The organism is Microbacterium sp. SORGH_AS_0888, assembly GCF_030818905.1.
Taxonomy (GTDB): Bacteria; Actinomycetota; Actinomycetes; order Actinomycetales; family Microbacteriaceae; genus Microbacterium.
In genome coordinates this window covers 795,541-818,578 of record NZ_JAUTAZ010000001.1, presented here as the reverse complement: position 1 = coordinate 818,578, position 23,038 = coordinate 795,541, and the positions used below count along the sequence as shown (strand labels likewise).

Genomic DNA, 23,038 nt, shown 5'->3' with positions numbered 1-23,038 from the left:
ACGAGAAGGCGGATGCCGCCCGTCGCCGCATGCGGATCGGCGTCGGCGCGGCGCTCACGCTGCTGGTCGGAGGATTCGCCCTCGTCGTCGCCACCGGCATGCTCCGCGGGGTGGTCGGCGCGGAGCCCGTTCCCGTCGTCTCACCGACAACGACGGCCTCGCCGGGCGCCGCGGACGTGCGGGAGGCCGCGGTGTACGTCCACGTCGCGGGCGCGGTGCGGTCACCGGGGCTGTACGTGCTGTCGGCCGGCTCGCGCGTGGTCGACGCCGTGGGCGCGGCCGGCGGCCTGGCCGACGACGCGGACGCGGCCGCGCTGAACCTGGCGCGGCCGCTGTCGGACGGGGAGCAGATCCGCGTGCCGCGGGTGGGGGAGAGCGCGCCCGCGGCCGGAACCGGCGTACAGGCGCCCACGGACGGCGTCGTCGACCTCAACACGGCCGACGCGGCGGCGCTCGACACGCTGCCGCGCGTCGGCCCGGCGATCGCCCAGCGCATCATCGAGTGGCGCGAGGCGAACGGAGCGTTCACGAGCGTGGACGACCTGCTGGCGATACCGGGGATCGGGGAGAAGATGCTCGAGTCGCTCCGCGACCGGGTGCGGGTGTGACGCGCGCGGCGTTGCGTCTGGTTCCCGCGGCCGTGGTCGCGTGGGCCGCGGCGGCGCTGTGCATCCTGACGCCGGGCGCGGCCGTTCCCCTCGCGCTCGTCGGCGCGCTCGCGGCGCTCGCCGCCACCGCGCTGCTGGCCCGAGCGGGCTCGTCCCGTATCCGCCGACGCCTCCTCGCCGTCGTCGTGGCCGCCGGCGCCGCTGCGGCGGTCGGTCTCGCGGTCGCCGCAGCGGAGCCGGGTCGGTCGGCGGTCGCTGCCGCGCAGACCGGGGGAGGACGAGCGCTGGTCGCGGACGTCGTCGTCACCGGGAAGCTCGATCGCACGGCCGCCGGCGGACTCCGCGCAGACGCGACGCTCATCGACCTCCGGGCGGGTCCCCACGTCGTCAGGGGACCGGCTCCCGTCGTGCTGCTGCTGCAGGACGCCCCGCCGGGACTCGACATGGGCGCTGGCGTGCGGCTGCGGGCGACGGCGTTCGCGGCCGGGCCGGGGGAGCGTGCCGTGCTGGTGCTGCGCGCCACCGGCGTCGAGGCCGCGTCGGCGCCCACGGGGCTGCTCGCCGTCGCGGCCGACCTGCGCGGACGGCTGCGGACCGCATCCGCCGGCCTTCCCGGACCGGGTGCCGGGCTCGTCGCGGGACTCGCCGTCGGCGACACGCGTGCGGTGTCCGCCGACGTCGACGCCGACATGAAGGCCGCCTCGTTGACCCACCTCGTCGCCGTCTCCGGGGCGAACTGCGCCATCGTGGTCGGAGCGGGGTTCGGTCTCGGGGCGCTGCTCCGGCTCCGGCGGGGGATACGGGTCGCGATCGGCGCCGTGTCCCTGTGCGGCTTCGTCGTGCTCGTGACGCCGGAGCCGAGCGTCGTGCGCGCGGCGGCGATGGCAGGCATCGCCATGCTCGCGCTGCTCACCGGCCGCGCGGCATCCGGGCTCTCGCTCCTGAGCATCGCCTCGACGACGCTGCTCGTGATCGATCCCTGGCTCGCCTTCGAGCTCGGCTTCGTGCTCTCGGTCGCCGCGACGGCAGCCCTCCTCGTCCTCGCCCGGCCGCTGGCCGCCGGGTTGCGCAGGTGGATGCCGGGCTGGCTCGCGCTCGCGCTCGCGGTGCCGCTCGCCGCGCAGATCGTCTGCGGTCCGATCATCGTGCTCATCGCGCCGCAGCTCACGACCTACGGAGTGGTCGCGAACCTGCTCGCCGCTCCCGCGGCGCCGGTCGCGACGGTGACGGGCCTTCTCGCCTGCCTCGCCGCCGCGGCGCCCTGGGCCCAGAGCGTGCTGCTGTGGCTGGCGTGGGTCCCCGCCTCGTGGATCGCCGCCACCGCGCACGGCGCGGCATCCCTCCCGGGAGCGCTGCTGCCGTGGCCGGAGGGCATCGCGGGGCTCGTATGCCTCGCGCTCGCGGGTGGCGTCGTCGTGTGCGCCGTCGTCGTCCGCGGCGACCACGCCTGGGCGCGTGTGGGCGGGGGAGCCGCCCGCGGCGCGGTCGCCGCGCTCGCGGGGTGCGCGGCCGGCGCGGTCGTGCTCACGAGCGTCGCGGCCCCCGCCACGGTGCCGAGCGCCTGGTCGCTCGCCGCCTGCGACATCGGCCAGGGCGATGCGATCGTGCTGAGATCCGCGGGGCGCGTCATGCTCGTCGACGCCGGGCCGAAGCCCGAGCCGCTCGAGGTCTGTCTGCGCCGGCTCGGCGTCGGCCGCATCGACGTCGCCGTGCTCACGCACTTCGATCTCGATCACGTCGGCGGCGCGCCGGCACTCGCGGGGCGGGTCGACACGCTGCTCCACGGACCGGTCTCACCGGGCGAGGACCGCGTCCTCGCCACCGTCGGGGCGGCGGAGACCCTCGCCGCGACGGCGGGGATGACCGGCACGCTCGGCGACGCCGCGTGGCGGGTGCTGTGGCCGCCGGCCCGGTCGCGTCTCCCGCCCGGCAACGACAGCAGTGTCGTGCTCGAGATCGCGGGCGGCGGCATCCCGCGGTCGATCCTGCTCGCCGACCTCGGTGCCGAGTCCGAGCGCGCGCTCGCGGCGTCCGGCGAGCTGCGCCCGCCGTATCAGGTCGTGAAGGTCTCGCATCACGGCTCGGCCGATCAGGACGCCGGGTTCTACCGGGCGCTGCGCGCCGCGGTGGCGATCGTGTCGGTGGGGGCGGACAACGACTACGGTCATCCCCGCGCCGAGACCCTGGCCCTGCTGACCGCGAGCGGGACGGCGATCGCGCGGACGGATCTGAACGGGATGCTGATGCTCGACGCCTCTCGCGGCGCGCTGACGTGGTGGCGCGAGCGCGCGCCTCCGGAGACGGCGACGTCGGAGCCGGCGGATACGCTGGAGACATGGCAGCACCGAGGCGATCGACTCCCGCGAAGTCGGCGATCCCGCAGCTGCCCTGGCGTTCGCCGCGGCCCGCTCCCATCGTGCTGGTCTCCGGTCCCGAGGAGATCTGCGCCGAGCGGGCGATCGCCGGGGTGCGCGACATCCTCCGCGCCGAGGATCCGAGCCTCGAGGTGAGCGACATCGATGCGTCCGACTACACGTCCGGAACGCTGCTCGTCGTGACCTCGCCCTCGCTGTTCGGCGAGCCGCGCCTCGTGCGGGTCAGCGGTGTGGAGCGATGCTCGGACGCGTTCCTCTCCGAGGCGCTGTCGTATCTCGCGGCGCCGCAGGAGGGCGCGACGGTCGTGCTGCGGCACACGGGTGCCTCCGTTCGGGGCAAGAAGCTGCTGGACGCGATCCGCTCGGGGACGGGCGGCGGGGTCGAGATCGCCTGTCCGGCGGTCAAGCGCGACTCCGACCGCTACGACTTCGCGGCGGGCGAGTTCGGCGCGGCGTCCCGGCGCATCGCCCCCGCCGCGCTCCGTGCCCTCGTGGGGGCGTTCAGCGACGACCTCACGGAGCTCGCGGCGGCCTGCCAGCAGCTCATCGCGGATGTCGACGGCGACGTCACCGAGCAGATCGTCGACCGCTACTACGGCGGACGGGTCGAGACATCCGCCTTCACGGTCGCCGACACCGCGATCGCGGGCCGCTACGGCGAGGCGCTGCTCGCACTGCGCCAGGCGCTCGCCTCCGGCTCCGACCCGGTGCCGATGGTGGCGGCGTTCGCGGCGAAGCTGCGGAGCATGGCCCGGGTCGCCGGCAGCCGAGAGCCCGCGGCGGCCCTCGCCTCCCGGCTGGGCATGAAGGACTGGCAGGTCGATCGCGCCCGGCGTGATCTCTCCGGGTGGTCGCAGGAGTCGCTGGGTCGCGCGATCCAGGCGTGCGCGCGCGCCGACGCCGAGGTCAAGGGCGCCTCCCGCGACCCGGTCTTCGCCCTCGAGCGTCTGGTGACGGTCGTGGCGACGCGGGCGCCTTTCGGCGCGTGAGCCTCCGTCCCGCGGCTCCCGATGGAACGACGAAGGCCCGCCCCCCAGCGGGACGGGCCTTCGGCAACGGTACGGCGGCTCAGAGAGCGGCGACCTGCTTCGCGATGGCCGACTTGCGGTTCGCGGCCTGGTTCTTGTGGATGACGCCCTTGCTGACGGCCTTGTCGAGCTTCTTGGACGCCGTGACCAGCGCCTTCTCGGCGGCGGCCTTGTCGCCGCCGGCGACGGCCTCGCGCGTGCGGCGCACGGCGGTCTTCAGCTCGCTCTTGACGGCCTTGTTGCGCTCGCGCGCCTTCTCGTTGGTCTTGTTGCGCTTGATCTGCGACTTGATGTTTGCCACGTGTCGTCTGACTTTCGTATCGGTAGGACGGGATTGTTGCCGTGCGCAGGTAGAGGGGCTGCGCCCCGGCGATCGTGGGGTTGGGATGACCCACACGCAAGCCAAGGACCAATGCTACCAGCCCGAACGCCCTCAGCGAATCAACGCCCGTCTGCCGAATCCACATCCGAGGCGCGCGTATCCGGTGTGGAGTCGGCAGGGGTGTATGGACTCGCGGGGGAGGCGGCCGTGACCGTCGCGAGCGCGAGGGCCAGCACGGCGTTGAAGACCTCGGGGCGCATCGCGGTGACCAGGTGCGACGTGCGCGGCACCACGACGAGCTCGGCGTGCGGCACGAGCCGGGTGAACAGCCGCTCGTTGACGCGCAGCTGGTCGTACTGCCCGTTCACGAACCACGTCGGCACGCGGATGCGGGAGAGCGCCGTCGCGAGATCCAGACCGGCCAACGCCGCCAGGGCCACGTGCTGGGTGTCGAGCGCGTAGCCGCCGGCGCCGAAGTCGGCGCGGGTCTGCGCGGGCAGCGTGCGGTCCAGGACGTACTCCGCCGCCCACATCCCGCGGTCGGGCAGCACGTCGGCGGAGCGCACGAGCGCGCGGTAGGTGGCCAGCGCCGCACCGCGCGGTATCGCCGTGCAGGACGCCGCGACCAGCGCTGCGAGGGGCGGGGAGGGGTCCGAGCCCGCGTACTCGACGCTCAGCAGGCCTCCCATCGAGTGCCCCACCAGGATGACGGGACCCGAGGCGGCCGCCTCCCGCACGGCGCGGTCGATCGTGGCGAACGCCTCCGCCAGCGTGAAGTCCTCCGACATCCGTGTGCCGTGCCCCGGAAGGTCGAGCGCCACCGTGCGCACGTCCCGCTCGTCGAGGTACTCGCGCTGTGCGCGCCACATCGTCGCGGACGTGCGGATCCCGTGGACCATCACCGCCGTCACCGTCACCACGACAGAGTACGTCCGGCGCGCCCGTAGAATCGTCGGAACATGTCACCGCGCGCCCTGAAGCCCCTCGAGCCGTCCGCGACCCCGCCCGAGCTGATCCGCAACTTCTGCATCATCGCCCATATCGACCACGGCAAGTCGACCCTGGCCGACCGGATGCTGCAGATCACCGGCGTGGTCTCCGACCGCGACATGCGGGCGCAGTACCTCGACCGCATGGACATCGAGCGCGAGCGCGGCATCACGATCAAGAGCCAGGCGGTGCGGATGCCGTGGGCGACCGTCGACGGCACCTTCGCGCTCAACATGATCGACACGCCGGGTCACGTCGACTTCACGTACGAGGTCAGCCGCTCGCTCGCCGCCTGCGAGGGGGCGATCCTCCTGGTGGACGCGGCACAGGGCATCGAGGCGCAGACGCTCGCGAACCTGTACCTCGCGCTCGAGAACGACCTCACGATCATCCCGGTGCTGAACAAGATCGATCTGCCCGCGGCCGATCCGGAGAAGTACGCGGCGGAGCTGGCCAACCTCATCGGCGGCGACCCCGCCGACGTCCTGCGCGTGTCGGGCAAGACCGGTGTCGGCGTCGAGGACCTGCTCGACCGCATCGTCGGCGAGATCCCGGCACCGACCGGCGACCCGGATGCGCCGGCGCGCGGCATGATCTTCGACTCCGTGTACGACGCCTACCGCGGCGTCGTCACCTATGTGCGCATGGTCGACGGCAAGCTCGAGCCGCGCGAGCGGATCCAGATGATGTCGACCAGGGCCACGCACGAGCTGCTGGAGATCGGTGTCTCCAGCCCCGAGCCGGTGCCCACGAAGGGGCTCGGCGTCGGGGAGGTCGGCTACCTCATCACCGGCGTGAAGGACGTGCGCCAGTCGAAGGTCGGCGACACGATCACGAACCACCGCAAGCCGGCCTCGGAGGCCCTGGCCGGGTACACCGATCCGAAGCCCATGGTCTTCAGCGGCATCTACCCGATCGACGGCAGCGATTACGCCGACCTCCGCGAGGCGCTCGACAAGCTCAAGCTCTCCGATGCATCGCTGCAGTACGAGCCCGAGACCTCGGTCGCGCTCGGCTTCGGCTTCCGCTGCGGGTTCCTGGGGCTCCTGCACCTCGAGATCATCACCGAGCGGCTCTCCCGCGAGTTCGATCTCGACCTCATCACGACGGCCCCCTCCGTGACGTACGAGGTCACGACGGACACGGGCGAGACCGTCACCGTCACCAACCCCAGCGAGTACCCCGACGGGCGCGTCGCCTCGGTCTCCGAGCCGGTCGTGAAGGTCGGCATCCTGCTGCCGAAGGACTACGTGGGCACGGTCATGGAGCTGTGCCAGTCGCGGCGCGGCACGCTCCTGGGCATGGACTACCTCAGCGAGGACCGCGTCGAGCTGCGGTACAACATGCCGCTCGGCGAGATCGTGTTCGACTTCTTCGACCAGCTGAAGTCGAAGACCCAGGGCTACGCGAGCCTCGACTACGAGCCCGCGGGCAGTCAGGAGGCCGACCTCGTCAAGGTCGACATCCTGCTGCAGGGGGAGAAGGTGGATGCGTTCAGCTCGATCGTGCATCGGGAGAAGGCGTACTCGTACGGCACCATGATGACCGAGCGGCTGCGCAAGCTCATCCCGCGACAGCAGTTCGAGGTGCCGATCCAGGCGGCGATCGGCGCGCGGATCATCGCCCGGGAGAACATCCGCGCGATCCGCAAGGACGTGCTCGCCAAGTGCTACGGCGGTGACATCACCCGCAAGCGCAAGCTGCTGGAGAAGCAGAAGGAGGGCAAGAAGCGCATGAAGATGGTCGGGCGCGTCGAGGTCCCGCAGGAGGCGTTCATCGCCGCGCTCTCCGGCGACGTCGAGACGAAGAAGTAGGCGGTTCAGCGCAGCAGGTGCCGCAGGTAGCGGCCCGGCGAGTCGAGGTACGAGCGCCAGTGCTGCACGAGCTCCAGGTCCTCCCACGCGGTCGCGCGCATGCCCCACTCGCCGAGCTCCAGGATCCGGGCGCCGGGCATCGCCGCGAGCACGGGTGAGTGGGTTGCGCACAGCACCTGCCCGCCGTCCTCGACGATGCGGGACAGGGTGGCGATGAGCGACAGCGTCGAGGTGAACGAGAGCGCCGCCTCCGGCTCGTCGAGGCAGTAGAACCCGGGCGAGTCGAAGCGCGTGTCCAGGATCGACAGGAACGACTCGCCATGGCTCATCTCGTGGAACACCGGCTCCGACCCCGGCCGCGCCGTGGGGTTCTCCTCCAGGTAGGTGTAGAACGAGTGCATCGTCTCCGCGCGCAGGAAGAACCCCCAACGGGAGCCCCCGAGCCCCCGTTGCACGCGCAGCCACGACGAGAGGGCGGACTCGCTCGGCCGGGTGGAGTGGCGAGCGGATGCGGACCCTCCCTCGGGCGAGAAGCCGTAGGCGATAGCGATCCCTTCCAGCACCGTCGACTTGCCCGAGCCGTTCTCGCCCACGAGGAAGGTGACGCCGTCCGAGAGCTCCATCCCCTCCCTCAGCAGCTGAGCCACGGCGGGCACGGTGCACGGCCACACGCCGGGAGTGGTGGCCGCGTCCGGCCATGTCCGCACGGCCACGACCGGCGGCTGCCGGAAGTCCTCTGTCCTCACCCCCGGAAGTCTGCCAGCCTCGTGCGGCCCGTCGGAACCCGCTGCGCGGCCGGCCGACGGCGCACGGCGCGCGTGGTGGATTCCCACCCCCGAGGGAGCGGCGGAGGCCGCACCCAGGTCTGCTCGGTACTCTTGACCTCATGCGACGCGGGACCTTCAGGGACGAGACCGTCGACTACGCGGCCGTCGGGGCCACGCAGGCGTCCGACCTGCTGCAGTATCCGCCGGAGCGGAGCATCCCCTCGCACGAGTCGTGGAAGATCGGCAGCGGCGAGGAGCGGTTCCGCGCCGCGGGCGAGGCGCTGCTGTCCTGGCACGCCCAGCGCGACGCCGGACTCGAGCTCGTCGACGTGCGCCCCGCATCCGGGCCGGCCTACACCGGCGTCAGCTTCGACGAGGAGGGGCACCCGATCGCCCCGACGAGGCTCGAGACCGACCAGCGCTTCGACGAGGACGGCGTGCCCTATGTCGGCGCCGGCACCACGTTGCGCGTCCGCGGGCGCATCGCGGGCCATCGGAGCGACGCCGAGCTGCGGGTCATCTTCGTCGTCGAGGAGAAGCGACGCATCGGCTTCGCGCTCGGCACGGTCGGCGAGTCGGTCGTCAGCGGCGAGGAGTCGTTCATGCTCGACTGGTATGAGAACGACGAGGTGTGGTTCACGGTCCGCGCCTTCGACGCCCCGGTCTCGCTCGCCTACCGCCTGCTGCCCGTTCTCATGAAGCGGCGACGCCGAGCGCTCGCGCTCGGGTACCTCCGAGCCATCTCGCCGATGTACACGTCGGCGTCCTGATGGCTCCGTCCGCGCTGCCCGTCGGGGACCCGGTCCCCGCAGACGGGCGGCTCCCGCTCGCCTCGGTCGACTCGAGCACCGACTTCGGCGTGTACGTGCACGTCCCCTTCTGCCGTGTCCGGTGCGGGTACTGCGATTTCAACACCTACACGGCGGAGGAGCTGCGGGGCGTCCGCCGCGACGACTACCCCGGCTCGGTCGCGGCCGAGGTCGCGCTGGCAGCGTCGGTGCTGGGCGAGCTCGGTCCGCTGCGCCGCGCCGCCACGGTCTTCTTCGGCGGCGGCACGCCGACGCTGCTCGCGGCCGAGGCGCTGGCGGGGATGCTGGACGACGTCCGGGACGCGTTCGGCCTCGAGGACGGCGCCGAGGTCACCGTCGAGGCGAATCCCGACACGGTGACCCCCGAGCTGGCCGAGCGGCTCGCCGCGGCCGGGGTGACCCGGCTGTCGATCGGGATGCAGTCCGCGGTTCCCGAGGTGCTCGCGATCCTCGACCGCACGCACGACCCCGAGAACGTCGCCACGGCGGTGCGCTCCGCGCGCGCCGCCGGGCTCGACGTGAGCCTCGATCTCATCTACGGCGCGCCGGGGGAGACGCTCGCGCAGTGGCGCACCTCGGTCGAGACCGCGCTGGAGCTGGGCACCGACCATCTGTCGGCGTACGCGCTGATCGTGGAGGAGGGCACGCCCCTGCATCGCCGCATCCGTCGTGGCGAGCTCGCCCTGCCGGACGACGACCTGCAGGCCGACATGTACGAGCTCGTCGACGATCTCGCGGAGGCCGCGGGGCTCGGATGGTACGAGGTGTCGAACTGGGCGCGCGACGAAGCCCGCCGCTCGCGCCACAACCTCGCCTACTGGCGCGGCACGGACTGGTGGGGATTCGGACCCGGCGCCCACAGCCACGTCGGCGGCGTGCGCTGGTGGAACGTCAAGCACCCGGCTGCCTATGCGCAGCGGCTGGCGGCCGGCTCCTCGCCCGCGGCGGCCCGCGAGATCCCGGATGCGGAGGCGGCGCGGCTCGAGCGGGTCCTGCTCGGATCGCGCATCCGAGAAGGCCTCGCCCTCGCGGAGCTTCCCGCCGACTCCCGTCGCGCCGTCGCGCCGCTCATCGCGGACGGACTGGTCGACCCCGGCGCCGCTTTCGGAGGCCGTATCGTGCTGACGCGGCGGGGTCGTCTGCTCGCGGATGCGGTCGTGCGCGCGCTCGCCGTCTGAACGTCGTCGCCCCGCGGTAGACTGGCACTCTCATCGAACGAGTGCCAATCGGGAGGAGCGCAGGTGGTCAGCGAACGCGGACTCGAAGTGCTGCGCGCGATCGTGCAGGACTACGTCGCCACACGTGAGCCGGTGGGCAGCAAGTCGATCGTCGACCGGCACTCCTTCGGCGTGTCCGCCGCCACGATCCGCAACGACATGGCCCTGCTCGAAGACGAGGAGCTCATCGTGGCTCCGCACACGTCGTCGGGTCGCGTGCCCACCGACAAGGGCTTCCGCGTCTTCGTCAACCACCTCGCCGAGCTGCGCCCGCTGACCGCGGCCCAGCGCTCGGCGATCAGCGCGTTCCTGGCCGACCCGGCCGACCTCGACGACCTGCTCGCGCGGACGGTGCGTGCGCTCACTCAGCTCACGGGCCAGGTCGCGCTCGTGCAGTACCCCTCTTTCGAGCGCGCCAACGTCACCCACGTCGAGCTCGTGCATCTGGGCGGCACGCGGATCGTCGCGATCCTGGTGACGGACACCGGACGCGTCTCGCAGCGCGTCGCCGTGCTGCCGGACGAGCTCGACGAGACGGACGTCGCCGCGCTGCGCGCGCGCGTGTCCGTTCTGGTGACGGGGCGCTCGGTGCGTGAGGGCGTCACCGTCGTGGAGCAGGCGGTCGCAGCGCTGCGGGCCGACGGCCCGCGCGGCGACCGTGCGGTGCGCGCCGCGCTCCGGGTCGTGGCCGAAGAGCTCGAGGAGTTCCGTCAGGACCGCCTGGTCATGGCCGGCGCCGCCAACCTCGCCCGGAGCGAGGGCGACTTCCGCGGCAGTATCTTCCCGCTTCTCGAGGCGATCGAGGAGCAGGTGACCCTGCTGCGGCTGATGGGCGAGATGGTGGCCGATGAGCAGGGGCTGGCGGCGTCCATCGGCCGGGAGAACGAGCCCTTCGGGCTGGCGGAGGCGTCCGTGGTCACGAGCGACTACGAGACCGGCGTGGGGGCGGCGCGCATGGGCGTGCTCGGCCCCGTGCGCATGGACTACCCGAGCAACCTCGGCGCGGTGCGGGCGGTGGCCCGGTACCTCAGCCGGCTGCTCGACGAGGACGAGCGCGCCCGCTGAGGCGGGCGCAGACGATCTCCGCGCGGTGCGCGGACGGGAAGGCGGAAGTGGCTGACCACTACGAGGTTCTGGGCGTGTCCCGCGACGCGACCCCGGACGAGATCAAGAAGGCGTACCGGCGACTGGCGCGTGAGCTCCACCCCGACGTGAACCCGGGCGAGGACGCGTCGGAGCGCTTCAAGCTCGTGACGCACGCGTACGACGTCCTGAGCGACCCGGAGCAGCGCCGTCGCTACGACATGGGCGGCGACTCCGGCGGAGGCTTCGGCGGCGCGGGCTTCGGCGGCTTCGGCGACATCTTCGACACGTTCTTCGGCGGGGGCGGCCAGCGGTCGCGTCCGCGGTCGCGCCGGGAGCGCGGTCAGGATGCGCTCGTGCGCGTGAACCTCGAGCTCGGCGACGTCGTGTTCGGAGTCCACCGCGACCTCGAGGTCGACACCGCCGTGCTCTGCGAGACGTGCGAGGGCAGCTGCTGCCAGCCCGGCACGGCGCCCGTCACGTGCGACGTCTGCCACGGCGCCGGCAACGTGCAGCGCACGGTCCGCAGCCTGATCGGCAACGTCGTGACCAGCCAGCCGTGCACCGCCTGCCAGGGGTACGGCACGACGATCCCGTACCCGTGCGCGACCTGCCACGGCCAGGGCCGCGTGCGTGCGCGCCGGACCGTGTCGGTCGACATCCCCGCCGGTGTCGAGACCGGGCTGCGGCTGCAGCTGCCGGGCTCGGGCGAGGTCGGGCCCGCCGGCGGCCCCTCGGGCGACCTCTACCTCGAGATCACCGTCGCGCCCCACGAGGTGTTCAGCCGCGACGGCGACGATCTGCTCGCGACCCTCGACGTGTCGATGACGGACGCGATCCTCGGCACGACGACCCGCATCGAGTCCCTCGACGGGCCCGTCGATCTCGAGCTGCGTCCCGGCGTGCAGGCCGGGGACGTGCTCACGATCAAGGGACGCGGCATCACTCCGCTCCGCGGCTCGCAGCGCGGCGACCTCCGCGTCGGCGTGCACGTCGTGACCCCGACGCGGCTCGATGCGAAAGAGCGCGCGCTCATCGAGGAGTTCGCCAAACGCACGAAGGCGCCCGCGCCGCGCCTCGCCGAGTACCAGCAGGGCCTGTTCGCGAAGCTCCGCGACCGCTTCCGGAACGGCTGACGGATGCCGCTGCACTTCGTCGCCGACGCCGCCGGCGCCGCGTACCCCGGCGACGTCGTCACCCTCGAGGGCGCCGAGGCGCACCACGCCGCGACGGTCCGCCGCGTGCGGGTCGGCGAGGAGGTCACGGTCGGCGACGGTGCGGGCACCTGGCTGACGGGCGCCTGCGAGACCGTGTCGCCCCGGGAGGTCGTGGTCCGCGTCGCGGAACGGAGCGAGGTCCCGGCCGCCGCCCCCCGGCTCGCGCTCGCCCAGGCGCTCGCGAAGGGCGACCGGGACGAGCTCGCGATCCAGGCGGCGACGGAGCTCGGCGTCGACGAGGTCGTGCCGTGGCAGGCGGCGCGGAGCGTGTCGCGCTGGGAGGGGCTGAAAGCGCAGAAGGGCAGAGCGCGGTGGGAGGGCATCGTGCGCGAGGCCGCCAAGCAGGCGCACCGCGCGTGGATCCCCGCCCGTCGTCCCGCTCGCGGGCACGGCGGACCTCGCGGCACGCGCGGACTCGGCGCTCGTCATCGTCCTGGACCCCGGCGCCGCGCAGCCGTTGACCGCGCTCACCGAACGGGTGCGTGCCGCGACCGATGTCGTGCTCGTCGTCGGCCCGGAGGGCGGGATCGCGCCGGAGGAGGGGGAGCGGCTGCGCGCGGCCGGCGCGGTGTCCGCGCGCCTGGGCCCCGAGGTGCTGCGCACCTCGACCGCCGGTCCTGCGGCGCTCGCGGTGATCGCGGCCCTCCTCGGGCGCTGGTGACCGGGCTCGATGTCGGAGCGCTCGATAGACTGGGCACCATGAGCGAGCCTTCCATCTTCACGCGCATCCTGGAGGGCGAGATCCCGAGTGAGATCATCGCCCAGACCGACCGGGTCTTCGCCATCCGCGACATCGCTCCTCGTGCGCCCCTTCACCTGCTCGTCATCCCCAAGTCCGCCCAGTACCGCGATGTGGTCGAGCTCGCCGCGGGCGATCCGTCGCTGATGGCGGAGATGGTCGCGCTCGCGCAGCAGCTCGCCGACGAGCACGCCGACGGCGACTTCCGTCTCATCTTCAACCGGGGCGCCGGTGCCGGGCAGACGGTGTTCCACGTGCACGCCCATGTGCTCGGCGGCGGCCTCACCGAGGGGAGCCTGGGTGACTGACGCCCCCGAGGGCACGGTCGTCGAGCACCTGTTCGCCGACGGCATCGCGATGGTCCGGCTGCTCGGTCCCGACGACCGGCTCCTGCGCGTCGTCGAGCGGGAGCATCCGGATGTCGATGTGCACGTGCGCGGCAACGAGATCACGCTCTCCGGAGCCCCCGCCGCGGTCGCCGCCGCTCGTACGCTCGTCGAGGAGATGCTGGAGATGACCCGCACGGGCGTCGACCTCGCTCCCACCGACGTGGCCTCCTCGCAGCGCATCCTCGCCGACGGGCAGGGAGTGCGGCCGTCGGAGGTCATGGGCGAGGCGATCCTGTCGTCCCGCGGGCGCGTCATCCGGCCCAAGACCCTGGGGCAGAAGGCCTACGTCGATGCGATCGACGAGAACACCATCGTCTTCGGCATCGGTCCCGCCGGCACCGGCAAGACGTATCTCGCGATGGCCAAGGCCGTGCAGGCGCTGCAGCGCAAAGAGGTCGACCGCATCATCCTCAGCCGGCCCGCGATCGAGGCGGGGGAGCGGCTGGGATTCCTGCCCGGCACGCTGACCGACAAGATCGACCCGTATCTGCGGCCGCTCTACGACGCGCTCAACGAGATGCTCGATCCGGAGCTCGTGCCCAAGCTCATGGCGACGGGCACGATCGAGGTCGCCCCGCTGGCGTACATGCGCGGGCGCACGCTCAACAACTCCTTCGTCGTTCTCGACGAGGCGCAGAACACGACGCCCGAGCAGATGAAGATGTTCCTCACCCGTCTCGGCTTCGGCACGAAGATGGTCGTGACCGGCGACATCACCCAGGTCGACCTGCCCCAGGGCGCCTCGGGTCTCCGGCTCGTGACCCAGGTGCTGAGCGACATCGACGACATCCACTTCTCGACGCTCACGAGCGATGACGTCGTGCGCCACTCGCTCGTCGGTCGCATCGTCGACGCCTACACCGCCTACGACGAGAAGCGTCTCGCCGCGCGACGGGAGCGCGACGAGGCCGCCGAGTTCGCCAATCGTGCGGAGCGCCGCTCGGGCGCCCGTGACCGCCTTCCCAAACGAGGACGACCATGACGATCGAGATCACCAACGAATCCGGCGTCGAGGTCGACGAGACGGTGCTGCTGCGGCTCATGGAGAGCAACCTCGCCGAGCTGCGGGTGAGCCCGGACGCGGATGTCGCCATCCTCCTGGTCGATGAGGGCGCCATGGAGGCGCTCCACGTGCAGTGGATGGACGAGCCGGGGCCGACGGACGTGCTCAGCTTCCCGATGGACGAGCTGCGGCCCGGCACGGACGACAGTCCGACGCCGGCGGGTCTGCTGGGCGACATCGTGCTGTGCCCGCAGGTCGCGCAGACCCAGGCCGCGCAGGCGAGCCCGCCGCATCCGCTCATGGACGAGCTGGTGATGCTGACCACGCACGGCCTGCTGCACCTGCTCGGGTTCGACCACGCCGAGCCGGCCGAGGCGAAGGAGATGTTCGGTCTGCAGCGCGATCTCATCGTCTCGTTCACGCTGGGCGAGCGTCGACGATCCCGATGACCGTCCTCCTGCTCCTCCTGCTCGCGGTCGTGCTGATCGCGTTCGGAGGCCTCATGTCCGCGATCGACGCGGCGCTGGGGGTCACGTCCCGGCAGGATCTGGCCGAGCTCGGCGAGACCGGTCGCAACGAGAAGGCGCTGCGGCGCATCGCCGCCGACCCGGAGGCGCACGCGAACGCGGTGGCGTTCATCCGGGTGCTGGCCGAGACGGCGGCCGCCGCCGTCGTCACGGCGGCGTTCATGCTGGTCTTCGACAGCATCTGGTGGGCGCTGCTGGCGGCCGTCGTGATCATGACGGGCATCTCGTTCGTCGCGGTGGGCGCGAGCCCCCGCGCCGTCGGCCGTCGCAACGCACGGGGCCTGCTGCGCGGCTCGGCGCGCATCGTGCGCGGCGTGCGGATCCTGCTCGGCCCGCTCGCGCACGGTCTGGTGGCGCTCAGCAGCCGCGTCACGCCCGGGGGCGCCCGCGCGTCGTCGTTCGACTCGGAGGAGCAGCTGCTCAGCATGGTCGACGAGGCCGCCATGCAGGACCTCATCGAGGAGGACGACCGCGACCTCATCCACTCCGTGTTCGAGTTCACGGACACCTACGTGCGGCAGGTCATGGTGCCGCGCACCGACATGGTCGTGATCGGCGCGGACGCGACGGCGCGCGTCGCCCTCGGGGTGTTCCTCGACAAGGGCGTCTCGCGCATGCCGATCATGTCCGACGACGGTGAGGAGGTGGAGGGCATCCTCTACCTCAAGGACCTCGTCCAGTTCGCCTTCCGGGACGAGCGCGCCTGGGAGGATCTCCCGGCCGTGCGGATCGCTCGTCCGCCGGAGTTCGTCCCGGAGTCGATGCGGGCCGAGACCCTGTTGCAGCAGATGAAGCGCGATGCCGTGCACGTGTGCATGGTGGTCGACGAGTACGGCGGCATCGCCGGTCTCGTGACGCTCGAGGACCTCATCGAGGAGCTCGTGGGCGAGATCTCGGACGAGTACGACGCGCCGAACGCCGAGGTCGTCGAGCTCGAGCCCGGTCGCTACCGGGTGAGCGCACGGCTCGGGCTCGACGAGGTCGGCGACCTCTTCGGGCTCGAGCTCGACGACGACGACGTCGACTCGATCGGCGGTGTCCTCGCCAAGGTGCTCGGACGCGTGCCGCAGCCGGGCGATACGGTCGAGTACGAGGGTCTCGAGATCACCGGGGGCACGTCACGTGGCCGGGGTCGGGGGCTCGCGACAGTGTTCGTGGAACGGAAGGACGCCGACGATGACTGACCCCGGGTTCCGCAGCGGCTTCGTGACCTTCGTCGGACGCCCCAACGTGGGCAAGTCGACGCTCATGAACGCCCTGGTGGGAGAGAAGATCGCGATCACGAGCGAGAAGCCGCAGACCACGCGTCGCGCGATCCGCGGCGTCGTCAACCGCTCCGACGGTCAGCTGATCGTCGTCGACACTCCCGGCATCCATCGCCCGCGGACGCTGCTCGGGCAGCGGCTCAACGACCTCGTCGAGGACGTTCTGGGCGACGTCGACGTGATCGCCTTCTGCGCTCCCGCGACCCAGGACGTCGGGCCCGGCGATCGACGCATCGCCGAGTCCCTGGACGGCTACCCGCGTGCGAAGAAGATCGCGCTGGTGACCAAGACCGATGCGGCCTCGCGCGACCAGATCACGCAGCGGCTCATGGAGGTCGACGCCCTGCGCGAGGACTGGGCGGCCGTCATCCCGCTGTCCGCGGTGGCGGGTGCGCAGCTCGACGTGCTCGTGACCGAGCTGCTGGCCCTCCTGCCCGAGGGGCCGCCGCTGTACGAGGACGGCGTCGTCACCGACGAGTCGACCTCGGACCGCATCGCCGAGATCATCCGCGAGGCGGCGTTGGAGGGGGTGCGCGACGAGCTCCCGCACTCGATCGCGGTCACGATCGACGACCTCGAGGAGCGCGAGGGCGGCGGGCTGACCGACATCTACGCCAGCATCGTCGTCGAGCGCGACAGCCAGAAGGCGATCATCATCGGGCACAAGGGCTCGCGCCTGCGGGATGTCGGTTCGCGAGCCCGCGCGCAGATCGAGCCGCTGGTGGGCACCAAGGTCTTCCTGAAACTGCACGTGCGCGTCGCGAAGGAGTGGCAGCGCGATCCCAAGCAGCTGGGACGGCTCGGGTTCTGACAGGGAGCGGGCCGAGCATCCGCGCCCGTCGTTCACCTGTGACCGGCCGCAAGTGCTCGCACGTCGTGAGCGGTGTCCCTAGGATGACGCGCATGGACGATCCCACGAAGGAGCAGCTCGAGGCCTCCGACAAGGTCGAGAAGCGCACGGTCGGCGACGAGATCCGCTACTACCTCAAGGACATCACGGCGCACTGGCCGGTCGTGGTCGAGCAGCACCCCGACGCCGCGGGCCACGAGGCCTGGTGGACCGCGGACGGCAGGTTCCACGCGACGCACGAACAGCTGCGTCGTGACGCCATGATCGGGGGGATCGTCTGAGCGGTCGGCTCGGCGACCCGCGCCTCCCCTCGGTACCCGAAGGATGGGCAGGCCCGAGGTCGTCGCGGAAGCCGCTGCAGATGATGACGGCCGAGATCTTCAATCGCAGCTTCACACCTGCGCCGGATGCGACGATCCACGTGGCCCCGCTCAAGCGTCCGCCGCTCGCGCTCGTCATCGCGTTCGGCGTCATCGCCGCGGTGTTCGGCCTGATCGTGTGGGCCGTCCTCGCGCAGGCCGGGCAGACGCCGTCGATGCAAGGACCCATGCCCTTCGTGATCGCGACGCTGTTCGGCGTGTTCGGCCTGTACTTCCTCCTCACCTTCATCAACGGCGTCGTGGCCCTGAACACCCGTGGATCGTGGGGGAACCGGGAGTGCGTCGGGCTGGGGCGCAGCGGGATCGTTCTTCGCACCCAGGGCGGTGCCGTCGACATCCCCTGGCAGGAGGTCACCGCCGTGCGCGCGATGCACACCAACACCGAGAGCGTCCGGCGGCTCGCGCGCGCGCACGTCCCGGTGCTCCGGCTGGAACGCGGCGACCGGCACTGGGACATCGGTGTCTTCGTGCTGGATGCGGCCCCCGTCGCGGTCTACGCGGTGCTGCACTACTACTGGACGCACCCCTCCGACCGGGCCGAGCTCGGCACGACGTTCGCGCAGCAGCGGATGGATCTGCAGGCGGGCGTGCCGCCGACATCCCTCGCCCCCGGAGTCACCCGCTACGGCGCCTGAGCGCACCGCGTGTGCGTCGCCGCGTGGGTCGGGTGTAGCCTGTCCGTATGCGTGCAGGCGTTCTTCTCCTTCTTAGCCGCCGCGGCGAGACCTCGTTCTAGGGCCTTTCTCGTCGCGGAGCTCGTCGTCGGCCCGCATCATCTGACGAGAGAGAAGCGATACCAGCCATGGAGAACACCCAGAAGCCGTCGGGCATGCCGACGCACAAGTACCGGCCGTTCCACGAGCAGATCCGCGTCGACCTGCCCGACCGCACCTGGCCGGACGCCCGCATCACGACCGCGCCCCGGTGGTGCGCGGTCGACCTGCGCGACGGCAACCAGGCGCTCATCGACCCGATGAGCCCCGAGCGCAAGCGCGTCATGTTCGAGCTGCTGGTGCGCATGGGCTACAAGGAGATCGAGGTCGGCTTCCCCTCCGCGAGCCAGACCGACTTCGACTTCGTGCGCGAGCTGATCGAGCAGGACCTCATCCCGGACGACGTCACGATCCAGGTGCTGACGCAGGCGCGCGAGCACCTGATCGCGCGCACGTACGAGGCCATCGCCGGCGCCAAGCGCGCCATCGTGCACCTGTACAACTCCACGAGCGTGCTGCAGCGCGAGGTCGTGTTCCGCTCGGACAAGCAGGGCATCATCGACATCGCGACGGCGGGCGCCCGCCTGTGCCGGCAGTACGAGAAGACGGTGCCCGAGACGCAGGTGTTCTACGAGTACTCGCCCGAGAGCTACACCGGCACCGAGCTGGAGTTCGCGGTCGAGGTGTGCAACCAGGTGCTCGAGATCTTCGAGCCGACCCCGGAGCGCAAGGTCATCATCAACCTGCCCGCGACGGTCGAGATGGCCACGCCCAACGTGTACGCCGACTCGATCGAGTGGATGGGGCGTCACCTCAACCACCGCGAGAACGTCATCATCTCGCTGCATCCCCACAACGACCGCGGCACGGCGGTCGCCGCAGCGGAGCTGGGGTACATGGCCGGTGCCGACCGCATCGAGGGGTGCCTGTTCGGCAACGGCGAGCGCACCGGCAACGTCGACCTGGTCGCGCTCGGGGTGAACCTGTTCACGCAGGGCATCGACCCGCAGATCGACTTCAGCGACATCGACCAGGTCAAGCGCACGGCGGAGTACTGCAACCAGCTGCCGGTGCCCGAGCGCAGCCCCTGGGCGGGCGATCTGGTCTTCACCGCCTTCAGCGGCTCGCACCAGGACGCGATCAAGAAGGGCTTCGAGGCGATGGCGGCGAAGGCCGACGCCGCGGGCGTCACGGTCGACGAGATCGAGTGGGCGGTTCCCTACCTGCCGATCGACCCGAAGGACCTGGGCCGGTCGTACGAGGCCGTCATCCGCGTCAACTCGCAGTCCGGCAAGGGCGGCGTCGCCTACCTGCTGAAGAACGATCACGCGCTCGACCTGCCCAGGAAGCTCCAGATCGAGTTCTCCGGCGTCGTCCAGGCCAAGACCGACGCCGAGGGCGGCGAGGTCACGAGCGACGAGATCTGGCGCATCTTCACCGACGAGTACCTGCCGGCCGAGGTCGACGAGGAGCGGTGGGGCAGGTTCGAGCTGCTCGGGACCCGCACGCAGAGCGATCTCTCCGGCGACGTGCGGCTCGACGTGACCCTGCGCGACGGCGACCAGCGCTTCGACGCCTCCGGCGCGGGCAACGGCCCGGTCGCGGCGTTCATCGAGATCGTGCGGGAGCAGGGCTTCGAGGTGACGCTGTACGACTACGTCGAGCATGCGATGAGCTCGGGCGGCGACGCGCAGGCCGCGGCCTACGTCGAGCTGCAGGTCGACGGCGAGCGCCTGTGGGGCGTCGGAATCGATGGCGACATCTCCACCGCGTCCCTCAAAGCGATCGTGTCGGGCGTGAACCGGGCGATCCGCACGCGGGAGCGCTCCGGCGAGCTCGCCGCCGTCTGACCCGTCCCTGACCGCGAGACCAGTCTCGTGCGCCGAGACCGGTGGGTAACCCGCCGGTCTCGGCGCGGCGGACTGGTCTCGCGGTCAGTCGGCGGGCGGGGGGACGATCGGGATCGCCGCCGTCTCGACGGCGACTTTGCGCCGGTGCAGCATCCGCTGCTCCGGGAGCGACACGTCGAACACGACGGCGAGGATGCGGATGACGGTCGTCACCGTGATCCCGACGATCGCCGCGACCACGATCTCGACCCCGAACACGTGCAGCACACCGAGCACGAGACATCCCGCACCGGCAGCGACCGCGTAGAGCGATCCCACGTGCATGATCGCCACCGGCAGCCCCATCATGATGTCGCGAAGGACGCTGCCGCCCACCGCCGAGCATGCGCCAACGAACACGGCGGGAACGAGCGGCAGCCCGAGCGCGAGCGCCTTGCTGGTCCCGAACGCGCCGAACAGCCCGATGACGAGGGCGTCGAGGATCACGATCACGCGGTTGAGGCGCTGGAACACGTTCGCGAGCAGCATCCCGACCAGTGAGGCGGCGATCGCGGTGAGAAGGTACCCGTTGGTCTGAAGGGTCGCCGGAGCGACCCCGAGCAGCAGATCGCGGATGAGGCCGCCGCCCATGCCGATGATGATGCCGATGATCGTGACCCCGAGCAGATCCAGGCGCCGTTGTCCCCGGAACCCCGACGCGAAGAGCGCGCCCTGGACGCCGCCGAGCCCGACGGCGGTCAGGTCGGCCCACAGCGGTATCGAGAACAGCGGCTCGGTCACGCATCCATTGTCCGCCACGGGTGGGAGGATCGAGGGGTGCCCACCTATCGCGACGAGGTCGTGGTCCTGCGCACCCACAAGCTGGGTGAAGCCGACCGCATCGTGACGATGCTGAGCCGTCATCACGGCAAGGTCCGCGCCGTCGCCAAGGGGGTGCGGCGAACGACCTCGCGCATCGGTGCCCGGCTCGAGCCGTTCATGGTCGCCGAAGCCCAGTTCTTCGTGGGCCGCAATCTCGACATCGTGCAGCAGGCCGTGACGCTCGGCACGTACGGCGCCGACATCGCCGCCGACTACGACCGGTACACCGCCGCCAGCGCCATGGTCGAGACGGCCGACCGGCTGGGGGATGCCGAGGCCACACCGCAGCAGTATCTGCTCCTGCTCGGCGGCCTGCGTTCGCTCGCCGCGGGCGCGCACGGCTCGCGCAGCATCCTGGACTCCTATCTGCTGCGCGCGATGGCGTTGTCGGGATGGGCGCCCGGCCTGGACGCCTGTGCCCGCTGCGGCACCGAGGGCGCGCACGGCTGGTTCCTCGCCCAGGCGGGCGGCATGGTGTGCGACGCCTGCGCCCCCGCCGGGTCGGCACGGATCGAGCCGGGGACCGCGTCCCTGCTGCGCGCCCTGCTGTCGGGCGACTGGGAGACCGTGGACTCGTCGGCGCCCAGGTCGGCGGCGGCCGCATCCGGTCTCATCGCCGCCTACGCCCAGTGGCACCTGGAGCGCGGCATCCGTTCGTTCTCGCAGTTGGAGCATGCCCGGTGACCCCGAAGCCCTACACGCACCGCGATGCGGTGCCGTTCCGTCCGGTCGACTGGACGGGGGAGTACCCGCCTGCGTTCGGCCGCGTGCCCCGGCACGTCGCGATCGTCATGGACGGCAACGGCAGGTGGGCCAATCGTCGTGGTCTCACACGCGTCGAGGGGCACAAGGCGGGCGAGGCCGCGCTGCTCGATGTCGTGGCCGGGGCGATCCAGGCCGGTGTGCGCCACCTGAGCGTCTACGCCTTCTCGACCGAGAACTGGAATCGCTCGCCCGACGAGGTGCGGTTCCTCATGGGCTTCAACCGCGATGTGCTGCATCGCCGCCGCGATCAGCTCAACGAGTGGGGCGTGCGGGTGCGGTGGGCCGGTCGGAAGCCGCGGCTGTGGGGATCCGTCATCAAGGAGCTGCAGTTCGCCGAGCAGCTCACGCGCGACAACGACGTCCTGACGTTGACGATGTGCGTGAACTACGGCGGCCGGGTCGAGCTCGTCGACGCGATGCGGTCGATCGCCGACGACGTCGCCGCCGGGCGGCTGAGGCCTTCCGCCGTCAACGAGAAGCTCGTCCAGCGGCGGCTCTACCAGCCCGACATGCCGGACGTCGATCTGTTCGTGCGATCCAGCGGCGAGCAGCGGACATCCAACTTCCTGCTGTGGGAATCCGCGTACGCCGAGTACGTCTTCCTCGACACGCTCTGGCCGGACTTCTCGCGGCGCGACCTGTGGCACGCGATCGGTTCGTTCCAGCAGCGGGAGCGCCGGTTCGGCGGGGCGGTCGATGCGCCGGAGCCGGACGGGGAATAGGGGCACGGCCGAGAGGGTTGTCTCCGTCATGGCTGACCCGATCCGGATCGATGTATGGAGCGATGTGGCGTGCCCCTGGTGCTACATCGGAAAGCGCAACCTCGAGGCCGGGCTCGCCGCGGCAGCCGAGGGACCCGACGCCCCCGAGGTCGAGGTGGTGTATCACTCCTACGAGCTGTCGCCCGACATGCCCGCGGACGTCGAGGGCACCGAGCTCGAGCTGCTGGTCGCGCGCAAGGGGATGCCTGAGGAGCAGGTGCGGCAGATGTTCGACCACGTGACCGAGGTCGCGGCACAGGCGGGCCTGGCGTACGACTTCGACCGTGTCCTGCCGGCGAACACCGTCAAGGCGCACGAGCTCATCCACTACGCCGCGACGCAGGGGCTGCAGGCCGAGATGAAGGAGCGGCTGCTCGCTGCGCACTTCACCGAGGGGCGCCATGTCGGCAAGATCGATGAGCTCGTGGCTCTCGCCGCCGAGGTCGGCCTCGACGCCGCGGCGGCGCGCGAGGCGCTCGAGACGGACCGTTTCCTGCCGTACGTGCGAGCCGATCAGAAGCAGGCGGCGGCTTACGGCATCCAGGGCGTGCCGTTCTTCGTGATCGACGGGCAGTACGGCGTGAGCGGTGCGCAGCCCGCTGCGGCGTTCACGCAGATCGTGCGCCAGCTCTGGGGCGAGCGCACCCCCGCCTGACGCCCGATCCCTCCCCGACTCTTCGCCGAGACCAGTCCGGCGCGCCGAGA

The 23,038-nt window shown here is 71.5% G+C and carries 23 protein-coding genes and 1 pseudogene; 20 read left to right on the top strand and 4 right to left on the bottom strand.

Annotated features, from left to right (window positions below; translation table 11 throughout):
- The first annotated feature begins 29 nt into the window (after nt 1-29).
- The 3 genes from QE381_RS03995 to holA are packed head-to-tail and all read left to right on the top strand — an operon-like array spanning nt 30 to nt 3,972.
- Complete coding sequence (locus tag QE381_RS03995; RefSeq protein WP_373426980.1) at nt 30-608, top strand: ComEA family DNA-binding protein; 579 nt, start codon at nt 30-32, stop codon at nt 606-608.
- A complete protein-coding gene (locus tag QE381_RS03990; RefSeq protein ID WP_307215696.1) occupies nt 605-3,118 on the top strand; it encodes a ComEC/Rec2 family competence protein in 2,514 nt (837 codons plus the stop codon). The genes QE381_RS03995 and QE381_RS03990 overlap by 4 nt, the downstream gene beginning before the upstream one ends.
- On the top strand, nt 3,025-3,972 hold the full coding sequence (gene holA, locus QE381_RS03985) for a DNA polymerase III subunit delta (protein ID WP_307215694.1): 948 nt from the start codon (nt 3,025-3,027) through the stop codon (nt 3,970-3,972). Before QE381_RS03990 ends, holA begins: the two co-directional genes overlap by 94 nt.
- Before the next feature lie 79 nt (nt 3,973-4,051).
- Here holA and rpsT read toward each other — a convergent pair whose 3' ends face one another.
- On the bottom strand, nt 4,052-4,312 hold the full coding sequence (gene rpsT / locus QE381_RS03980) for a 30S ribosomal protein S20 (protein ID WP_307215692.1): 261 nt from the start codon (nt 4,310-4,312) through the stop codon (nt 4,052-4,054).
- Between the two features lie 140 nt (nt 4,313-4,452).
- A complete protein-coding gene (locus QE381_RS03975) occupies nt 4,453-5,250 on the bottom strand; it encodes an alpha/beta fold hydrolase (RefSeq protein ID WP_307215691.1) in 798 nt (265 codons plus the stop codon).
- Nucleotides 5,251-5,292: 42 nt separating this feature from the next.
- Here QE381_RS03975 and lepA point away from each other — a divergent pair, with 42 nt between their 5' ends.
- Complete coding sequence (gene lepA / locus QE381_RS03970) at nt 5,293-7,137, top strand: translation elongation factor 4 (RefSeq protein ID WP_307215689.1); 1,845 nt, start codon at nt 5,293-5,295, stop codon at nt 7,135-7,137.
- 5 nt (nt 7,138-7,142) lie between these two features.
- Here the strand turns inward: lepA and QE381_RS03965 are convergent, their stop codons facing one another.
- Nucleotides 7,143-7,883, bottom strand: coding sequence for an AAA family ATPase (locus QE381_RS03965; protein WP_307215688.1), 741 nt, complete (start codon nt 7,881-7,883; stop codon nt 7,143-7,145).
- A gap of 140 nt (nt 7,884-8,023) precedes the next feature.
- Between QE381_RS03965 and QE381_RS03960 the strand changes: the two genes are divergently transcribed.
- From QE381_RS03960 to leuA, 13 genes and pseudogenes are all read left to right on the top strand, one after another.
- Nucleotides 8,024-8,674 (top strand): DUF1990 family protein, encoded by a 651-nt coding sequence (locus tag QE381_RS03960; RefSeq protein WP_307215687.1) that lies wholly within the window; start codon nt 8,024-8,026, stop codon nt 8,672-8,674.
- The gene (gene hemW / locus QE381_RS03955) at nt 8,674-9,891 is read left to right on the top strand and encodes a radical SAM family heme chaperone HemW (RefSeq protein WP_307215685.1); all 1,218 of its coding nucleotides are present in this window, start codon (nt 8,674-8,676) and stop codon (nt 9,889-9,891) included. Before QE381_RS03960 ends, hemW begins: the two co-directional genes overlap by 1 nt.
- A gap of 63 nt (nt 9,892-9,954) precedes the next feature.
- On the top strand, nt 9,955-10,995 hold the full coding sequence (hrcA, locus tag QE381_RS03950) for a heat-inducible transcriptional repressor HrcA (RefSeq protein WP_307215682.1): 1,041 nt from the start codon (nt 9,955-9,957) through the stop codon (nt 10,993-10,995).
- Nucleotides 10,996-11,042: 47 nt separating this feature from the next.
- A complete protein-coding gene (gene dnaJ / locus QE381_RS03945; protein WP_307215681.1) occupies nt 11,043-12,149 on the top strand; it encodes a molecular chaperone DnaJ in 1,107 nt (368 codons plus the stop codon).
- A 3-nt stretch (nt 12,150-12,152) separates the two neighbouring features.
- Nucleotides 12,153-12,891: pseudogene (locus QE381_RS03940) on the top strand (16S rRNA (uracil(1498)-N(3))-methyltransferase).
- A 38-nt stretch (nt 12,892-12,929) separates the two neighbouring features.
- A complete protein-coding gene (locus QE381_RS03935) occupies nt 12,930-13,277 on the top strand; it encodes an HIT domain-containing protein (RefSeq protein ID WP_307215680.1) in 348 nt (115 codons plus the stop codon).
- The gene (locus QE381_RS03930) at nt 13,234-14,340 is read left to right on the top strand and encodes a PhoH family protein (protein ID WP_373426909.1); all 1,107 of its coding nucleotides are present in this window, start codon (nt 13,234-13,236) and stop codon (nt 14,338-14,340) included. The genes QE381_RS03935 and QE381_RS03930 overlap by 44 nt, the downstream gene beginning before the upstream one ends.
- Complete coding sequence (gene ybeY, locus QE381_RS03925; protein WP_307215678.1) at nt 14,337-14,810, top strand: rRNA maturation RNase YbeY; 474 nt, start codon at nt 14,337-14,339, stop codon at nt 14,808-14,810. Before QE381_RS03930 ends, ybeY begins: the two co-directional genes overlap by 4 nt.
- Nucleotides 14,807-16,072: a hemolysin family protein gene (locus QE381_RS03920; protein WP_307215676.1), complete on the top strand. Its 1,266-nt coding sequence runs from the start codon at nt 14,807-14,809 to the stop codon at nt 16,070-16,072. Before ybeY ends, QE381_RS03920 begins: the two co-directional genes overlap by 4 nt.
- Nucleotides 16,065-16,964: a GTPase Era gene (gene era / locus QE381_RS03915; RefSeq protein ID WP_307215674.1), complete on the top strand. Its 900-nt coding sequence runs from the start codon at nt 16,065-16,067 to the stop codon at nt 16,962-16,964. Before QE381_RS03920 ends, era begins: the two co-directional genes overlap by 8 nt.
- A 92-nt stretch (nt 16,965-17,056) precedes the next feature.
- The gene (locus QE381_RS03910) at nt 17,057-17,284 is read left to right on the top strand and encodes a hypothetical protein (protein WP_307215672.1); all 228 of its coding nucleotides are present in this window, start codon (nt 17,057-17,059) and stop codon (nt 17,282-17,284) included.
- A gap of 80 nt (nt 17,285-17,364) precedes the next feature.
- Nucleotides 17,365-18,018, top strand: coding sequence for a hypothetical protein (locus QE381_RS03905; RefSeq protein WP_307215671.1), 654 nt, complete (start codon nt 17,365-17,367; stop codon nt 18,016-18,018).
- A 167-nt stretch (nt 18,019-18,185) separates the two neighbouring features.
- The gene (gene leuA / locus QE381_RS03900; protein WP_307215669.1) at nt 18,186-19,946 is read left to right on the top strand and encodes a 2-isopropylmalate synthase; all 1,761 of its coding nucleotides are present in this window, start codon (nt 18,186-18,188) and stop codon (nt 19,944-19,946) included.
- A gap of 84 nt (nt 19,947-20,030) precedes the next feature.
- Here leuA and QE381_RS03895 read toward each other — a convergent pair whose 3' ends face one another.
- Complete coding sequence (locus tag QE381_RS03895; protein ID WP_307215667.1) at nt 20,031-20,726, bottom strand: trimeric intracellular cation channel family protein; 696 nt, start codon at nt 20,724-20,726, stop codon at nt 20,031-20,033.
- Nucleotides 20,727-20,762: 36 nt separating this feature from the next.
- Between QE381_RS03895 and recO the strand changes: the two genes are divergently transcribed.
- From recO to QE381_RS03880, 3 genes are read left to right on the top strand one after another with little or no spacing between them, the layout of a single operon-like run.
- Complete coding sequence (gene recO, locus QE381_RS03890) at nt 20,763-21,491, top strand: DNA repair protein RecO (protein ID WP_307215666.1); 729 nt, start codon at nt 20,763-20,765, stop codon at nt 21,489-21,491.
- Nucleotides 21,488-22,294: an isoprenyl transferase gene (locus QE381_RS03885; RefSeq protein ID WP_307215665.1), complete on the top strand. Its 807-nt coding sequence runs from the start codon at nt 21,488-21,490 to the stop codon at nt 22,292-22,294. The genes recO and QE381_RS03885 overlap by 4 nt, the downstream gene beginning before the upstream one ends.
- A gap of 28 nt (nt 22,295-22,322) precedes the next feature.
- On the top strand, nt 22,323-22,988 hold the full coding sequence (locus QE381_RS03880) for a DsbA family protein (RefSeq protein WP_307215664.1): 666 nt from the start codon (nt 22,323-22,325) through the stop codon (nt 22,986-22,988).
- Nucleotides 22,989-23,038 lie beyond the last annotated feature (50 nt).

Bases quoted from the DNA above. Each gene is read 5' to 3' on its own strand.
- QE381_RS03920 (WP_307215676.1), top strand. From the start codon at position 14,807: ATGACCGTCCTCCTGCTCCTCCTGCTCGCGGTCGTGCTGATCGCGTTC.
- QE381_RS03995 (WP_373426980.1), top strand. From the start codon at position 30: ATGCGGATCGGCGTCGGCGCGGCGCTCACGCTGCTGGTCGGAGGATTC.
- QE381_RS03930 (WP_373426909.1), top strand. From the start codon at position 13,234: ATGTGCTCGGCGGCGGCCTCACCGAGGGGAGCCTGGGTGACTGACGCC.
- QE381_RS03960 (WP_307215687.1), top strand. From the start codon at position 8,024: ATGCGACGCGGGACCTTCAGGGACGAGACCGTCGACTACGCGGCCGTC.
- QE381_RS03935 (WP_307215680.1), top strand. From the start codon at position 12,930: ATGAGCGAGCCTTCCATCTTCACGCGCATCCTGGAGGGCGAGATCCCG.
- lepA (WP_307215689.1), top strand. From the start codon at position 5,293: ATGTCACCGCGCGCCCTGAAGCCCCTCGAGCCGTCCGCGACCCCGCCC.
- QE381_RS03905 (WP_307215671.1), top strand. From the start codon at position 17,365: ATGATGACGGCCGAGATCTTCAATCGCAGCTTCACACCTGCGCCGGAT.
- QE381_RS03910 (WP_307215672.1), top strand. From the start codon at position 17,057: ATGGACGATCCCACGAAGGAGCAGCTCGAGGCCTCCGACAAGGTCGAG.
- era (WP_307215674.1), top strand. From the start codon at position 16,065: ATGACTGACCCCGGGTTCCGCAGCGGCTTCGTGACCTTCGTCGGACGC.
- hemW (WP_307215685.1), top strand. From the start codon at position 8,674: ATGGCTCCGTCCGCGCTGCCCGTCGGGGACCCGGTCCCCGCAGACGGG.
- QE381_RS03880 (WP_307215664.1), top strand. From the start codon at position 22,323: ATGGCTGACCCGATCCGGATCGATGTATGGAGCGATGTGGCGTGCCCC.
- leuA (WP_307215669.1), top strand. From the start codon at position 18,186: ATGGAGAACACCCAGAAGCCGTCGGGCATGCCGACGCACAAGTACCGG.
- ybeY (WP_307215678.1), top strand. From the start codon at position 14,337: ATGACGATCGAGATCACCAACGAATCCGGCGTCGAGGTCGACGAGACG.